The sequence below is a fragment of the Streptomyces sp. NPDC051207 genome (assembly GCF_040682395.1).
In the GTDB taxonomy this organism is placed as follows: domain Bacteria; phylum Actinomycetota; class Actinomycetes; order Streptomycetales; family Streptomycetaceae; genus Streptomyces.
In genome coordinates, this window is sequence record NZ_JBFBAX010000013.1 from 1 (window position 1) to 15930 (window position 15930).

A 15930-nucleotide genomic window follows, 5' to 3' on the forward strand; every position below is an offset into this window, starting at 1 on the left:
AGCGTAGGGGAAACGCCCGGTTACATTCCGAACCCGGAAGCTAAGCCTTACAGCGCCGATGGTACTGCAGGGGGGACCCTGTGGGAGAGTAGGACACCGCCGAACAATCATTGGAGCTCTGGCTCTTGGGCATCTGGCCCGAGAGCCAGAGCTTTTTTGCGTTGAGGTAGGGTCAGGGAGCATCGTTGGCACGTTTCCCACAGGAGGCCCCCGGGTGGAGGTCCAGGAGACCCGCGTCCAGACAGACCGGGTGCTCACCATCCCGAACATCCTCAGCATGGCGAGGCTTGTCGGCGTACCGCTCTTCCTGTGGCTGATCCTCAGGCCCGAGTTCGGTGGGCCGAAGAGCGACGGCTGGGCACTCCTGGTGCTCATGCTGAGCGGGATCACCGACTACCTGGACGGCAAACTCGCACGGCGCTGGAACCAGATCAGCAGCCTCGGCCGGCTCCTGGATCCGGCCGCCGACCGCCTGTACATTCTCTCGACTCTGGTCGGTCTCACCTGGCGCGAGATTCTGCCGCTGTGGGTGACCGCCGTACTACTGGCGCGGGAGCTGGTTCTGCTGGTGATGGTGGGCATCCTCCGGCGGCACGGCTATCCGCCGCCGCAGGTGAACTTCCTGGGCAAGGCCGCCACCTTCAACCTGATGTACGCCTTCCCGCTGCTGCTGCTCAGTGACGGAAGTGGATGGATCGCGTCACTCGCTGCTATTTTCGGATGGGCGTTCGCCGGATGGGGTACAACACTGTACTGGTGGGCAGGAGTTCTCTACGTGGTACAAGTCCGCCGGCTGGTCCGGGCGGACGCCGTGGCCGATTGACCCCGTTCATTGGTGAGGCCGTTACGGCCGGATGGACCGTGCTGGAAAAGTGCGGGACAATTTGGGTGGGTGAAATCGGCTAGACCGTCGTCTCTTCTAGGAGGACGCTTCCGACATGAAGGCCGTCGTGATGGCCGGAGGCGAAGGCACGCGCCTTCGCCCCATGACCTCAAGCATGCCCAAGCCGCTCCTGCCGGTGGCAAACCGGCCGATCATGGAGCACGTGCTGAGGCTGCTAAAAAGGCATGGTCTCAATGAAACCGTCGTCACCGTCCAGTTCCTGGCCTCACTGGTCAAGAACTACTTCGGTGACGGTGAAGAGCTCGGTATGGAGCTCAGCTATGCCAACGAGGAGAAGCCACTCGGTACCGCAGGAAGCGTCAAGAACGCCGAAGAGGCGCTGAAGGACGATGCTTTCCTTGTCATCTCCGGTGATGCCCTGACCGACTTCGACCTCACCGACCTCATCAATTTCCACAAGGAAAAGGGCGCGCTCGTCACGGTCTGCCTGACGCGTGTGCCCAATCCGCTGGAATTCGGCATCACCATCGTGGACGAGGAAGGAAAGGTCGAGCGCTTCCTCGAGAAGCCGACCTGGGGCCAGGTCTTCTCCGACACGGTGAACACCGGCATCTACGTCATGGAGCCCGAGGTCTTCGACTACGTCGACCCCGATGTGCCCGTCGACTGGTCCGGTGACGTCTTCCCGCAGCTGATGAAGGAAGGCAAGCCGATCTACGGCTATGTCGCCGAGGGCTACTGGGAGGACGTCGGCACCCACGAGAGCTACGTCAAGGCGCAGGCCGACGTCCTCGAGGGCAAGGTCGACGTCGACATCGACGGCTTCGAGATCTCCCCCGGCGTCTGGGTGGCGGAGGGGGCCGAGGTGCATCCCGATGCCGTGCTCCGCGGCCCGCTCTACATCGGCGACTACGCCAAGGTGGAAGCCGGCGCCGAGATCCGCGAGCACACCGTCGTCGGCTCCAACGTCGTCGTCAAGAGCGGCGCCTTCCTGCACAAGGCCGTCGTGCACGACAACGTCTACGTCGGGCCGCACAGCAACCTGCGGGGCTGCGTCGTCGGCAAGAACACCGACATCATGCGCGCGGCCCGGATCGAGGACGGCGCGGTCATCGGTGACGAGTGCCTGATCGGTGAAGAATCGATCGTGCAGGGCAATGTGCGGGTCTACCCGTTCAAGACCATCGAGGCCGGTGCGTTCGTCAACACGTCCGTGATCTGGGAGTCCAGAGGCCAGGCGCACCTCTTCGGCGCCCGGGGCGTCTCCGGCATCCTGAACGTGGAGATCACGCCGGAGCTGGCCGTCCGCCTGGCCGGTGCCTACGCGACCACGCTGAAGAAGGGCTCCACGGTCACCACCGCGCGGGACCACTCCCGTGGTGCCCGTGCGCTGAAGCGGGCGGTGATCTCCGCGCTGCAGGCCAGCGCCATCGACGTACGCGACCTGGAGAACGTACCGCTGCCCGTGGCGCGGCAGCAGACCGCGCGGGGCAGCGCCGGCGGGATCATGATCCGGACCACGCCCGGGGTGCCGGACTCCGTGGACATCATGTTCTTCGACGGGCAGGGCGCGGATCTGTCGCAGGGCAGTCAGCGCAAGCTGGACCGGGTGTTCGCGCGTCAGGAGTACCGGCGTGCGTTCCCGGGTGAGATCGGTGACCTGCACTTCCCGGCGAGCGTCTTCGACTCGTACACCGGGTCGCTGCTGCGGAATGTCGACATCACCGGGATCGCGGAGTCCGGGCTGAAGGTCGTCGTGGACGCGTCCAACGGCAGTGCCGGGCTCGTGCTGCCCAGCCTGCTGGGCAAGCTGGGCGTCGACTCGCTGACGATCAACCCGGGTCTCGACGAGGCCAGGCCCACCGAGTCGGCCGACATGCGCCGGTCGGGGCTCATGCGGCTCGGTGAGATCGTGGCGTCGTCCCGGGCGGCCTTCGGCGTGCGGTTCGACCCGGTCGGTGAGCGGCTGTCCCTCGTGGACGAGAAGGGCCGGATCATCGAGGACGACCGGGCCCTGCTGGTGATGCTGGACCTCGTGGCCGCCGAGCGGCGCAGCGGCCGGGTGGCCCTGCCCGTGACCACGACCCGGATCGCCGAGCAGGTGGCCGCGTACCACGGCACCCAGGTGGAGTGGACCACGACCTCGCCCGACGACCTGACGCGCGTCGGACGCGAGGAAGGGACCATCTTCGGCGGTGACGGCAAGGGCGGCTTCATCGTCCCCGAGTTCAGTGGCGTCTACGACGGCACGGCGGCCTTCGTGCGGCTCATCGGGCTGGTGGCCAGGACGCAGCTCACGCTCAGCCAGATCGACGCGCGCATCCCGCGGGCGCACGTGCTGAAGCGGGACCTGGCGACTCCGTGGGCCGTGAAGGGCCTGGTGATGCGCCGGGTCGTGGAGGCGGCCGGGGAGCGGTTCGTGGACACCACGGACGGCGTGCGCGTCGTGGAGACCGACGGGCGCTGGATCATGGTGCTGCCGGACCCGGCGGAGGCGGTCACGCACCTGTGGGCCGAGGGGCCCGACGACGCCTCGGCGCAGGCGCTCCTGGACGAGTGGTCGGCCATCGTGGACAGCGCGGGCCGGTAGAGCGACCTGCACGTGTGCGTGCCGGACAAGCGTCCCCAAGGGGGCCTGTCCGGCACGCCGGTGGGGTCGTTCGGAGGTAGTGGCCGCCACGTGCGACGATGTGCGGCATGCCGCAGCAACCGCCCGTTCGGAGCACCCCCACGCGGCCCCCGCGCCCGGACGCGTCCATGTCGTTGCTCACCAACGTCATGGACCACAGCCTCGACGACGGATACGCCGAGGCCGCGGAGCGGAAGAAGGCCGCCGGCGACGCAGGCATGCCGAAGACCCTCAGGGCGAAGCTCGGTCTCGCGGCCGGTCTGGTGCTCGCGGCGCTCGTCGTGACCGTGGGAGCCGCCCAGGCGCGCGTGGCGGCGCCGGTGGTGGCCAAGGAGCGCGAGGAGCTGATCGACCGCATCGACCGGGAGACCGAGACGGCCGACGAGCTCGAGGACGCCATCGACGAGCTTCGTGACGAGGTCGGTGCCCGCCAGCGCGAGGCGCTGCGGCACAGCGGCGGTGACCAGTCCGAGCTGGTGGGCATCCTGTCGGGCGCGGTGGCGGTGCACGGCCCCGGCGTGAAGCTCGTCGTGAACGACGCGAAGGACACCTCGGCGGGCGGTGACGGCGACCCGCGCGGCACGTCCGGTTTCTCCGACACCGGCCGGGTGCGCGACCGGGACATGCAGCGCGTGGTCAACGGGCTGTGGGAGTCGGGCGCGGAGGCCGTCTCCATCAACGGGCAGCGGCTGACGGCACTGTCGGCGATCAGGGCGGCGGGCGACGCCATACTGGTCGACAACCGGCCGCTGGTGCCGCCGTACACGGTGCTCGCGGTGGGGGACGGCAAGCGGCTCAGCACAAGGTTCCAGGACAGCGCCGACGGGCTGTACCTGCACGCCCTGCAGGAGAACTACGGCATCAGGACCGCCATCTCCGTGGAGGACGACCTGCGGCTGCCCGCCGCGCCGAGAGTGATCGTACGAACAGCACAGCCGATAACCGAGAAGGGCACATCGTGATCGCCGTACTGGGCCTCGTCCTGGGAGTCGTGGCCGGCCTGTTGGTCCGGCCCGAGGTTCCGGCGGTCGTCGAGCCTTATCTGCCGATCGCTGTCGTCGCGGCGCTGGACGCCGTCTTCGGCGGTCTGCGGGCCATGCTCGACGGCATCTTCGACGACAAGGTCTTCGTGGTGTCGTTCCTGTCGAACGTGGTCGTGGCCGCGCTGATCGTGTTCCTGGGCGACAAGCTCGGCGTGGGCGCCCAGCTGTCCACCGGTGTCGTGGTCGTCCTCGGCATCCGGATCTTCTCCAACGCCGCGGCGATCCGACGGCACGTGTTCCGGGCGTGAGAGCGATGACCGACAAGGACGGGACGAACGAGAACAGGCTCCGCAAGGAGCTGCCGCAGGAGGTGCCCGCGGACGCCGGGCCCGAGGCCGCCGACACGCCCGGGGAGCAGCCCGCGCTGACCGGTCGGCAGCGGCTGGTCGCAGGCCTGTGGCCGCCGCGCGTGTCGCGGGCGCAACTCATCGTCGCCCTGCTGCTCTTCGGCCTGGGCTTCGGCCTGGCGGTGCAGGTGGCCTCGAACAGCGAGGGCGACGGCGCGCTGCGCGGCGCGCGCCAGGCGGATCTCGTGCGCATCCTCGATGAACTCGACGACCGCACACAGCGTCTTGAGGACGAGAAGCAGGGGCTCGAGCAGCAGCGCGACGAGCTGGAGAACAGCTCCGACCAGGCCGAGGAGGCCCGTCGGCAGACGATCGAGAAGGAACGGCAACTCGGCGTGCTGGCGGGCACGGTGGCCGCGCAGGGTCCCGGCATCACCATGACCATCGAGGACACGAAGGGGACGGTCGAGGCGAACATGCTGCTCGACGCGGTCCAGGAGCTGCGCGCGGCCGGTGCCGAGGCGATCCAGGTGAACGGTGTGCGCGTGGTGGCCGGAACGTATCTGACGGATTCCGGGAACGGAGTGAGCGTCGACGGGAACAAGATCAACGCGCCCTATCGTTTCAAGGTCATCGGCAAGCCGCAGGACCTCGAACCGGCGCTCAACATCCCTGGAGGCGTGGTGCAGACACTGGAGAAGGAACAGGCCACCGTTACGGTTGAGCGATCGGCCAAGATCGTCGTGGATGCCTTGCGAGCGGCGAAGCGGCCTGACTACGCTCGGTCGTCCTCCCAGTGAACCGGGGGTGCATGGCGGCCGTCCGCCGGGGGCATGAGGTTGCGGGGGGTCGGCGCACCGAACGGGTGGTGCGTGGTGGAAACTGTCTGGTGGGCACGGACGTTGTCAAGATGTCCGGGTCGGCCGGTGTAGGCAATCAGGGTTCGTCCTGCCCCACGGGCGGGTCTGTTTCGGTCAAGGGGAATCGCCCGTGAAGTTGTTTGCGAAGTTGTTCGGCAAGAGCGCGCGAGAGGGTGGCGACAACTCCACCGCTCGTCATCGCGCACAGCCCGACGCGGAAGGACAGCGCCCGCTGTTCCGGGACCAGGTGGCTGGGCCGGGCGGTGACCCTTCCGGTGGTCAGGGCGCGGCGTCTGTTGACCCTGCACAGTCCGGCGGCATAGGTTTCGGGCAACCGTCGACCTCACGTACGGGTGGAGGGTTTTCCGGAGACCCGTACGCGTCCCATGCCCCCGAGGGGCAGCCGCGGCAGGAGGATCCGTCCATGTCGGCGCTGGTGTGTACGAGGTGCGGTAACCGCAACGCGGAGAACAGCCGCTTCTGCTCCAACTGCGGCGCTCCGCTGCGGCCCGGGGCGGTCCCGGAGCGTTCGTCGGAGACGACGTCCACGATCTCCATCTCCGGTCTCGAGGCCTACGACTCCGAGACCACCGGCCAGACGGCCATGCCGGCGCTCTCCCCCGAGGCGCAGGCGGCCGTCGACGCGCTGCCGCTGGGCTCCGCGCTGCTGGTGGTGCGCCGCGGTCCGAACTCGGGCAGCCGCTTCCTCCTGGACAGTGACCTGACCACGGCCGGCCGTCACCCGCACAGCGACATCTTCCTGGACGACGTCACGGTCTCCCGCCGCCACGTGGAGTTCCGGCGCGGTCCGGACGGCTCGTTCACGGTCGCGGACGTCGGCAGTCTGAACGGCACGTACGTCAACCGGGAGCGGATCGACCAGGTCGCTCTGTCGAACGGTGACGAGGTGCAGATCGGCAAGTACCGGCTGGTGTTCTACGCGAGCCAGCGGGGCTACTGACCTCCGGACGCCGGTCCGGGGGACCACCCCCAGGGAAGGTCCATGCGTCAAACACGGAGCGGTGGCGCCGGGCACGGCGCCACCGTCACGGACAGTGGGCTGATGAGCATCGGCACGGTGCTGAACGTGCTGCGTGACGAGTTCCCCGAAGTGACCATCTCCAAGATCCGCTTCCTGGAGTCGGAGGGGCTCGTCGAACCGCAGCGGACCCCTTCGGGGTACCGAAAGTTCAGCGTCGCCGACGTCGAGCGCCTCGGTCACGTCCTGAGGATGCAGCGGGACCACTATCTGCCGCTCAAGGTGATCCGCGAGCACCTGGACGCCATGGAGCGCGGCGAGGCCGTGGAGCTGCCGGCCCTGGGGCGTCAGCGGGAGGGCGAGAGCGAGCCGGAGTTCCTGGCGGGGCACGCGCCCACCACGGTCCGTATCGGGCGGGAGGAGCTGCTCGCCGCAGCCGGGATCGGCGAGGAGGAGCTGGCGGAGTGGGAGTCGTACGGGCTCGTGACGGCGCTGCCGGACGGGGCGTACGACGCGGAGTCGGTGACCGTCGCCTCGCTGGTCGTCGAGCTGGGGCGGTTCGGGATCGAGCCGCGTCATCTGCGGGCGATGAAGGCCGCCGCCGACCGCGAGGCCGGGCTCGTGGACCAGGTGGTCGCGCCGCTCAGACGGCACCGCAATCCGCAGACCAGAGCGCATGCCGAGGCCCGAGCGAAGGAGCTGGCGGGGCTGACGGTGCGGCTGCACGCCGCGCTGGTGCAGACGGCCCTCGGAGTGCGGCTTCCCTGAGCGGCCGACGGGCCCCGGATCGGCCAACCCTTCCCGACCCGACTATCCAAACGTCCCGGGCACGGCCTAGGGTTGCTGTGTGAACGAGCTCGATGTCGTAGGTGTCCGGGTCGAAATGCCCTCCAACCAACCGATCGTGCTGCTGCGTGAAGTGGGAGGCGACCGCTACCTCCCCATCTGGATCGGTCCGGGAGAGGCGACGGCGATCGCCTTCGCCCAGCAGGGTATGGCTCCCGCCCGGCCGCTGACCCACGACCTGTTCAAGGATGTGCTGGAAGCCGTCGGCCAGGAGCTCACCGAAGTACGCATCACCGATTTGCGGGAGGGCGTCTTCTACGCGGAGCTGGTGTTCGCCAGCGGAGTCGAGGTCAGCGCCCGTCCGTCCGACGCCATAGCGCTGGCGCTGCGCACCGGGACGCCGATCTACGGCAGTGACACGGTGCTCGACGACGCGGGCATCGCGATCCCGGACGAGCAGGAGGACGAGGTGGAGAAGTTCCGCGAGTTCCTCGACCAGATCTCCCCGGAGGACTTCGGCACCAGCAACCAGTGAGGCGGCGTGGCATGTGCCGGTGGCTCGTGAGAGCGTCCTGCGCCCCGTGCTGAGCGCATTCGGCTAGCCTTTCCCCGCGGTGGGACACGGGAAACCACTCTTAGGGTGATTATCACTCGGCGTGCCGAGTGTGGCGATCGTTGACGCACCCCTGGTGACTGCCTACCGTCGAGAAGGCAGGTCAAGGACGGAGGTCGGCGTGAGCAGCAGCGGCGACGGTACGGTTGGGGGTGCCCCCGGACGCAGTCTCGGGGCCGGCGGTCCGTGCCCTTCCCCGAGCTCTCGGCCTCTCTCGAGCAGGGGGTATCCCCATCACAGCAACGCCGCCGATCAGGCTCCGCAGCGACCGACGGCCGTGCCGAGCAGCGGGGGGGCGACGTCCATGACGTCCGAGCAGATCGGCTATCGCGGCCCGACGGCGTGCGCGGCCGCCGGCATCACGTACCGGCAGCTCGACTACTGGGCCCGTACCGGGCTGGTCGAGCCGAGTGTCCGGCCCGCGCACGGGTCGGGGACGCAGCGGCTGTACAGCTTCCGGGACGTGGTCGTCCTGAAGATCGTCAAGCGGTTCCTGGACACCGGGGTGTCCCTGCAGAACATCCGCACCACCGTCCACCACCTGCGGGAGCGCGGCTTTCGTGACCTGGAGCGCATGACGCTGATGAGCGACGGCGCCACCGTGTACGAGTGCACCTCGCCCGACGAGGTGCACGCCCTGCTCCAGAGCGGTCAGGGCGTCTTCGGCATCGCCGTCGGCGTGGTGTGGCGGGACGTCGAGAACGCGCTGTCGCAGCTGCACGGGGAGCGCGTCGACACCGGCGAGACCCTCGTCGGGCACAACCCGGCGGACGAGCTGGCCCGGCGGCGCAACCGGGCCGTGTGACAGCGCGCCCCGCGCGGGTGGGCGTTGTCAGTGGCGTAGGGCAGCATCGGAACGGTGAGAGCCGCGCCCACGATCCTGCATCTCGACATGGATGCCTTCTTCGCCTCGGTGGAGCAGGCGTCCAAGCCGAGCCTGCGCGGTAAGGCCGTGATCGTCGGCGGGCTGGGCCCACGCGGGGTGGTCGCCACCTGCTCCTACGAGGCGCGGATCTTCGGGGTCCACTCGGCGATGCCCATGGCGCAGGCCCGGCGGCTCGCGCCGAACGCCGCGTATCTGGTGCCGCGCTTCGAGTTCTACCGCAGGATCAGCGAGCAGGTCATGGGGCTGCTGCGGGCCCTGTCGCCGCTGGTGGAGCCGCTCAGCCTGGACGAGGCGTTCGTGGACCTGGAGGCCGGGGGAGCGGCCTGGGACGAGCAGTCGGCGCGCCTGGCGGGTACGCGGCTGCGGGCGGACATCCGGGCCGTCACCGGTCTCACCGGGTCGGTGGGGCTGGCCGCCTCCAAGATGCTGGCGAAGATCGCCTCCGAGCAGGCCAAACCCGACGGGCTGGTGCTGATCGAGCCGGGGACGGAGCGGGCCCTGCTCGCCCCGATGCCGGTGCGGACGCTGCCCGGCGTCGGACCGGCGACCGGCGACCATCTGCGGCGGGCCGGCATCCACACGGTCGACGAGCTCGCCGAGGCGGGCGAGGACGAGCTGGTACGGCTGCTGGGCAAGGCCCACGGGCACGCGCTGTACGCGATGGCGCTGGCGCGGGACGAGCGGCCGGTGGTGGCCGAGCGGGAGACCAAGTCGGTGTCGGTGGAGGACACCTACGACGTCGACATCCACGACCGGACGCGGGTCGGCCTGGAGGTGCAGCGGCTGGCCGACCGGTGTGTGCGGCGGCTGCGCGGGGCCGGTCTGTCGGGGCGGACGATCGTGCTGAAGGTGCGCCGGTACGACTTCTCCACGCTGACCCGGTCCGAGACGCTGCGCGGGCCCACCGACGATCCGGCGGTGGTGCGGGAGGCGGCGGCCCGGCTGCTGGACTCGGTGGACACCACGGGCGGCGTCAGGCTGCTCGGGGTCGGCGTCAGCGGCCTCGCCGACTACACGCAGGAGGACCTGTTCGCGCAGGCGGCCGGGGAGCATGCCGAGGAGGTGGAGGAGGAGCGCGAGGACGACGGGCCCGGCGAGGAGCGGCGGGCGCCCGCCGAGCGGCGCTGGCCTGCCGGGCACGACGTGCGGCATGCCGAGTACGGGCACGGCTGGGTGCAGGGCAGCGGTCTCGGGCGGGTCACCGTGCGGTTCGAGACACCGGACTCGGAGCCCGGGCGGGTGCGGACCTTCAGGACCGACGATCCCGACCTGGAGCCGGCCGAGCCGCTGCCGCTGGTGGCGCGAAGACCTGGGGGCGTGGGGGGTGCCGCCACGTCCGGTGGGTACGCCGGTGCGCCGGGCTGACGCGAGCGCCGGGCAAGGCGGTGGGCGGGTTCAGTCCTCGGTGCCGGCCAGGTTGCCGAAGTCGTGGTCGGGGACCGGTGGAGGGGCAGTCGCGTCGAGGCCGTAGTGGTGGTAGAGCTGGAGTTCCTGCTCGGGCGAGAGGTGGCGGCCGACGCCGAAGTCCGGGGCGTCCTTGATCAGGGCGCGGTCGAAGGGGACGCGCAGGGTGCCGTCGACCAGTTCGCTGGGCTCCAGGGGGACGAAGGCGTCCCTGCCGAACAGGCTGGTGCGTATGGCGGCCCACTCGGGCTCACCAGTGGCGTCGTCCAGATAGATCTCGTCGATGGTGCCGATCTTGGTGCCGTTGCGGTCGAACGCCTTGCGGCCGATCAGGTCGCGCGGATCGATGTCGGTCTGCACAGGCCCTCCACGTGGTCACAACTCCTCCGTAAGAACCACAAAAGAGCACAATCCGGGCAGCGGCCACTCGAAAGCCCGACCGTTGACCTCGCTGGTACGCTGACAACGGCTGCTGACCCCGTGCGGGAGAGTCCTCCGAGCTCCACCGGAGGCGCCGAAGGAGCAAATCCTCCCCGGAATCTCTCAGGCCCACGTACCGCACGGACGAGGTCACTCTGGAAAGCAGAGCGGGTGTCGACGGCTTCCGCTCTCACCGACGGTGAAAGCCGGGCGCCCCCGGGCGTCCCGGTGAAGCTCTCAGGTTGAGATGACAGAGGGGGAGGCCGTCCGGGTACCCGCGCCGTGGTGCCCCTCGAAGGTCGTGTCAGACCAGGAGGCCTCCGCAATGACCGCCCATCGCATTCCGCTCTCCGAGCTCGAACAGGCAATGCCCTTCGAGCAGCGTCACATCGGCCCCGACCAGGAGGCACGGGCCAAGATGCTCGCGCAGGTCGGCTACGGCTCGCTCGACGAGCTGACGGCCGCCGCGGTCCCGGACGTGATCAGGAACGCCGACGCGCTGGACCTGCCGGGCGCCCGCTCCGAGGCCGAGGTGCTGGCCGAGCTGCGCTCCCTCGCCGACCGCAACCAGGTCCTCGGCTCCATGATCGGGATCGGCTACTACGGCACGTTCACGCCGCCCGTCATCCTGCGGAACGTGATGGAGAACCCGGCCTGGTACACGGCCTACACGCCCTACCAGCCAGAGATCTCGCAGGGCCGCCTCGAAGCCCTGCTGAACTTCCAGACCATGGTCGCCGACCTCACCGGACTGCCGACCTCCGGCGCCTCGCTGCTGGACGAGGGCACCGCCGCCGCCGAGGCGATGGCGCTGTCCCGGCGCATGGGCAAGAACAAGAAGGGCCTGTTCCTGGTCGACGCGGACGCCCTGCCGCAGACCATCGCCGTCATCCGGACCCGCGCCGAGCCGACCGGCCTCGAGGTCGTCGTCGCCGACCTGAGCGACGGCATCCCGGCCGAGGTCGCCGAGCGCGAGATCAACGGCGTACTGATCCAGTACCCGGGCGCGTCCGGCGCCGTACGCGACATCAAGCCCGTCATCGACCAGGCGCACGAGCTCGGCGCGCTCGTCACCGTCGCCGCCGACCTGCTGGCGCTGACCCTGCTGAAGTCGCCGGGCGAGCTCGGCGCGGACATCGCGGTCGGCACCACGCAGCGCTTCGGCGTGCCCATGGGCTTCGGCGGACCGCACGCCGGCTACATGGCGGTGCAGGAGAAGATGGCGCGCAGCCTGCCCGGCCGCCTCGTGGGCGTGTCCGTCGACGCCGACGGCAACAAGGCCTACCGCCTCGCGCTGCAGACCCGCGAGCAGCACATCCGCCGCGAGAAGGCCACCAGCAACATCTGCACCGCGCAGGTGCTGCTCGCCGTCATGGCCGGCATGTACGCCGTCTACCACGGCCCCGAGGGCCTGAAGGCCATCGCCCGGCGCACCCACCGGTACGCCACGATCCTCGCCGCGGGGCTCGCGGCGGGCGGCGCCGAGGTCGTGCACGGCGCCTACTTCGACACGGTGACCGTGCGCGTCCAGGGCCGGGCCGCCCAGGTCGTCGCCGCCGCGCGCGACAACGGCGTGAACCTGCGCCTCGTGGACGCCGACCACGTCTCCCTGGCCTGTGACGAGACCACCACGCGCGCGCAGGTCGCCGCCGTATGGGCCGCCTTCGGTGTCGACGGCGACATCGAGGCGCTGGACGCGACCGCCGAGGACACCCTGCCCGAGGCGCTGCTGCGCACCGACGACTACCTCACGCACCCGGTGTTCCACCAGCACCGCTCCGAGACCGCGATGCTGCGCTACCTGCGCCGGCTCGCCGACCGCGACTACGCGCTCGACCGCGGCATGATCCCGCTGGGCTCCTGCACCATGAAGCTCAACGCGACCACGGAGATGGAGCCGGTCACCTGGCCCGAGTTCGGTCAGCTGCACCCGTTCGCGCCCATCGAGCAGGCGCAGGGCTACCTCACGCTCATCCGGGACCTGGAGGAACGTCTCGCCGAGGTCACCGGCTACGACAAGGTCTCCCTCCAGCCGAACGCCGGCTCCCAGGGCGAGCTGGCCGGTCTCCTCGCCGTCCGCGGCTATCACCGCGCCAACGGCGACGAGCAGCGCACCGTCTGCCTCATCCCGTCCTCGGCGCACGGCACCAACGCCGCGAGCGCCGTCATGGCCGGCATGAAGGTCGTCGTCGTCAAGACCGCCGACGACGGCGAGATCGACGCCGAGGACCTGCGCGCCAAGATCGAGCAGTACCGCGACGAGCTCGCCGTGCTGATGATCACGTATCCCTCGACGCACGGCGTGTTCGAGGAGCACGTCGCCGACATCTGCGCGCAGGTGCACGAGGCGGGCGGCCAGGTGTACGTGGACGGCGCCAACCTCAACGCCCTGGTGGGTGTGGCCAAGCCCGGCCACTTCGGCGGCGATGTCTCGCACCTGAACCTGCACAAGACGTTCTGCATCCCGCACGGCGGCGGCGGTCCCGGCGTCGGCCCGGTCGCCGTACGCTCGCACCTCGCGCCGTACCTGCCGAACCACCCGCTGCAGCCCGAGGCGGGTCCCGGGACGGGCGTCGGCCCGATCTCGGCGGCGCCGTGGGGTTCGGCGGGCATCCTGCCGATCTCGTGGGCGTACGTCCGTCTCATGGGCGGCGAGGGCCTCAAGCGGGCCACGCAGGTGGCCGTGCTGTCCGCCAACTACATCGCCAAGCGCCTGGAGCCGCACTACCCGGTGCTCTACACGGGCCCGGCCGGGCTGGTCGCGCACGAGTGCATCATCGACCTGCGCCCGCTGACCAAGGCGACCGGCGTGACGGTGGACGACGTGGCCAAGCGGCTCATCGACTACGGCTTCCACGCGCCGACGATGTCCTTCCCGGTCGCCGGGACGCTCATGATCGAGCCGACCGAGTCCGAGGACCTGACCGAACTCGACCGGTTCTGCGAGGCGATGATCGCCATCCGTGCGGAGATCGAGAAGGTCGGCTCCGGCGAGTGGCCCGCCGAGGACAACCCGCTGCGGGGCGCCCCGCACACCGCCGCCGCGCTCGGCGGGGAGTGGGACCACGCCTACAGCCGCGAGGAGGCCGTCTTCCCGGGCGACGTGACGGCCGCGGACAAGTACTGGCCGCCGGTGCGCCGCATCGACCAGGCCTTCGGCGACCGCAACCTGGTCTGCTCCTGCCCGCCGCTGGACGCGTACGAGGACTGACATCCCCAGCGACGAAGGGGCGCCGCCCGGCCGGGCGGCGCCCCTTCGCCGTGTCTCACGCCGGGTAGGCGTGCGTCTGCGTGGCCTTCACCGCGGCCCACACCGGTGCGCCGGGGCGCAGGTCCAGCTCGGCCGCCGCGACCGTCGTGAGGTCGGCGGCGAGGGACAGCTCACCGGTCAGGCCCGCCCGGATCTGGTCGCCGTGGGAGTCCAGGCCCGCGACCTCGCAGCGCCACAGGTTGCGGGCGCTGGACCCGGTCGGCCGCTCCCGGTACAGGGTCACGGCGCCCGGCGGGAACGCCACGAACACCGGGCCCGACAGGTCCTCCGTGGTGGTGATGGCCGGGCCCGCGTCGAGCCGGACGGTGTGGCCGTCCGCCTGCCCGCGGTACAGGTTCAGGCCGACCAGCCGGGCGATGTAGTCGGTACGGGGGTGCCGTGCGATGTCGGCCGGAGTGCCCTCCTGGACGACGCGGCCGTCCTCCACGACGACGAGCCGGTCGGCCAGCACCATGGCGTCCAGCGGGTCGTGCGTGACGAGGAGCGCGACCGCCTCGAACCCGGTCAGATGACGGCGCAACTGGGCCCGCACCTCCAGACGGGTCCGCGCGTCCAGCGCCGCCAGCGGTTCGTCGAGCAGCAGCAGCCGGGGCCGGGTGGCCAGGGCGCGGGCGAGTGCGACGCGCTGCGCCTGGCCGCCGGACAGCCGGCGGGGCCTGGTGCCCGCGTGCTCGGCGAGGCCCATGCGGTCCAGCCACCGGGCGGCCTGCGCGCGGGCCTCCGCCCTGGTCGCGCCCCGGCAGCGCGGGCCGAAGGCCACGTTGTCCAGGGCGGTGAGGTGTGGGAAGAGCAGGTAGTCCTGGAAGACGACGCCGACCGGGCGGGATTCCGGAGGCGTACGGCCCAGGTCGGTGCCGTCCAGGCGCAGGTGACCGCCGCTGAGCGGGGTGAGACCGGCGAGTGCGCGCAGGGCGGTGGTCTTGCCGGCGCCGTTCGGGCCGAGCAGGGCGACGACCTCACCGGGGGCCGCGGTCAGCGTCACGTCGAGCCGGAAGGCGCCGCGGTCCACGACGAGACGGGCGTCGAGCCCTCTTCCGGGGGCGGCTTCGGCAGTGGTCATGAGGGTGTCATCCATCGGTCGCGCAGGCCCGCCAGGACCGCGATCGACACCGCCAGCAGGACCAGGCTGAGAGCGATGGCCGCGGCCGGGTCGTTCTGCAGGGCCAGGTACACCGCGAGCGGCATGGTCTGGGTGCGGCCGGGGAAGTTGCCCGCGAAGGTGATCGTCGCCCCGAACTCGCCCAGCGCCCTCGCCCACGCCAGGACGGCGCCCGCGGCGACACCGGGGGCGATCAGCGGCAGCGTGACCCGGCGGAACGCGGTGAACCGGGACGCGCCGAGCGTGGTGGCCGCCTCCTCGTAGCGCGGGTCCGCCGCCCGCAGGCTGCCCTCCACGCTGATGACGAGGAACGGCAGCGCCACGAACGTCTCCGCGACGACGACACCGGCCGTGGTGAACGGCAGCGTGACGCCGAACCACGCGTCCAGCCACTGCCCGACGACACCGTTGCGGCCCAACGCGAGCAGCAGGGCCACGCCGCCCACCACCGGGGGCAGCACCAGGGGCAGCGTCACCAGGGCCCGCACGAGCCCCCGGCCGGGGAAGTCGGTGCGGGCCAGCAGCCACGCCAGCGGCACCCCGACGATCAGACTCAGCGCGGTCGCCGCCGTGGCGCACACCAGCGACAGCCGCAGCGCCTCCCAGACCTCCGCGCTGGTCAGCTGGTCCGGAAGACTGCGCCAGGGGGTGCGTACGAGGAGGGCGACCAGCGGCAGCAGCAGGAACGCCAGGCCCGCGAGCGCCGGTACCAGGAGGGGGAGCGGCACGCCGCGCCGCACCGGCCGGTGTCCGCCGCCGCGCCGCGTGCCGGTGCCCGGGGCGTGGTCCGGCGGGGACTTGGAGGCGCG

At 70.6% G+C, this 15930-nt stretch carries 14 protein-coding genes, 1 rRNA gene and 1 riboswitch; of the genes, 12 read left to right on the plus strand and 3 right to left on the minus strand.

The window, feature by feature from the left end; genetic code table 11:
* From rrf to AB0M97_RS15230, 11 genes are all read left to right on the plus strand, one after another.
* Nucleotides 1-105 (plus strand): 5S ribosomal RNA (gene rrf / locus AB0M97_RS15180); the annotation flags it as partial.
* Between the two features lie 109 nt (nt 106-214).
* Nucleotides 215-823 carry a CDP-alcohol phosphatidyltransferase family protein gene (locus AB0M97_RS15185; protein ID WP_365961311.1) on the plus strand — a complete coding sequence of 203 codons (609 nt, stop codon included), beginning with the start codon at nt 215-217 and terminating at the stop codon, nt 821-823.
* A gap of 115 nt (nt 824-938) precedes the next feature.
* Nucleotides 939-3434: a mannose-1-phosphate guanyltransferase gene (locus AB0M97_RS15190; protein ID WP_365961312.1), complete on the plus strand. Its 2496-nt coding sequence runs from the start codon at nt 939-941 to the stop codon at nt 3432-3434.
* Nucleotides 3435-3532: 98 nt separating this feature from the next.
* The gene (locus AB0M97_RS15195; protein WP_365961313.1) at nt 3533-4435 is read left to right on the plus strand and encodes a DUF881 domain-containing protein; all 903 of its coding nucleotides are present in this window, start codon (nt 3533-3535) and stop codon (nt 4433-4435) included.
* The gene (locus AB0M97_RS15200) at nt 4432-4764 is read left to right on the plus strand and encodes a small basic family protein (protein WP_009343209.1); all 333 of its coding nucleotides are present in this window, start codon (nt 4432-4434) and stop codon (nt 4762-4764) included. Before AB0M97_RS15195 ends, AB0M97_RS15200 begins: the two co-directional genes overlap by 4 nt.
* A gap of 5 nt (nt 4765-4769) precedes the next feature.
* Entirely contained in the window at nt 4770-5603 is an 834-nt protein-coding gene (locus AB0M97_RS15205; protein WP_365961314.1) for a DUF881 domain-containing protein, read from the plus strand.
* 190 nt (nt 5604-5793) lie between these two features.
* On the plus strand, nt 5794-6624 hold the full coding sequence (locus AB0M97_RS15210; RefSeq protein ID WP_365961315.1) for an FHA domain-containing protein: 831 nt from the start codon (nt 5794-5796) through the stop codon (nt 6622-6624).
* A 42-nt stretch (nt 6625-6666) separates the two neighbouring features.
* Nucleotides 6667-7410: a MerR family transcriptional regulator gene (locus AB0M97_RS15215; RefSeq protein WP_365961316.1), complete on the plus strand. Its 744-nt coding sequence runs from the start codon at nt 6667-6669 to the stop codon at nt 7408-7410.
* Nucleotides 7411-7489: 79 nt separating this feature from the next.
* On the plus strand, nt 7490-7963 hold the full coding sequence (locus AB0M97_RS15220; protein WP_004934251.1) for a bifunctional nuclease family protein: 474 nt from the start codon (nt 7490-7492) through the stop codon (nt 7961-7963).
* A 199-nt stretch (nt 7964-8162) separates the two neighbouring features.
* A complete protein-coding gene (locus AB0M97_RS15225) occupies nt 8163-8846 on the plus strand; it encodes a MerR family transcriptional regulator (RefSeq protein WP_365961317.1) in 684 nt (227 codons plus the stop codon).
* 54 nt (nt 8847-8900) lie between these two features.
* A complete protein-coding gene (locus AB0M97_RS15230; protein ID WP_365961318.1) occupies nt 8901-10292 on the plus strand; it encodes a DNA polymerase IV in 1392 nt (463 codons plus the stop codon).
* A gap of 30 nt (nt 10293-10322) precedes the next feature.
* On the opposite strand, the gene AB0M97_RS15235 is transcribed toward AB0M97_RS15230, so the two are convergent.
* Nucleotides 10323-10691: a PRC-barrel domain-containing protein gene (locus tag AB0M97_RS15235; protein WP_365961319.1), complete on the minus strand. Its 369-nt coding sequence runs from the start codon at nt 10689-10691 to the stop codon at nt 10323-10325.
* 113 nt (nt 10692-10804) lie between these two features.
* A riboswitch (glycine riboswitch) is annotated at nt 10805-10900 on the plus strand.
* A 176-nt stretch (nt 10901-11076) separates the two neighbouring features.
* Between AB0M97_RS15235 and gcvP the strand changes: the two genes are divergently transcribed.
* Entirely contained in the window at nt 11077-13962 is a 2886-nt protein-coding gene (gcvP, locus tag AB0M97_RS15240) for an aminomethyl-transferring glycine dehydrogenase (protein ID WP_365961320.1), read from the plus strand.
* Between the two features lie 55 nt (nt 13963-14017).
* On the opposite strand, the gene AB0M97_RS15245 is transcribed toward gcvP, so the two are convergent.
* Nucleotides 14018-15082 carry an ABC transporter ATP-binding protein gene (locus tag AB0M97_RS15245; protein WP_365961321.1) on the minus strand — a complete coding sequence of 355 codons (1065 nt, stop codon included), beginning with the start codon at nt 15080-15082 and terminating at the stop codon, nt 14018-14020.
* A complete protein-coding gene (locus tag AB0M97_RS15250; protein ID WP_365961464.1) occupies nt 15079-15861 on the minus strand; it encodes an ABC transporter permease in 783 nt (260 codons plus the stop codon). Before AB0M97_RS15250 ends, AB0M97_RS15245 begins: the two co-directional genes overlap by 4 nt.
* Nucleotides 15862-15930: the final 69 nt, after the last annotated feature.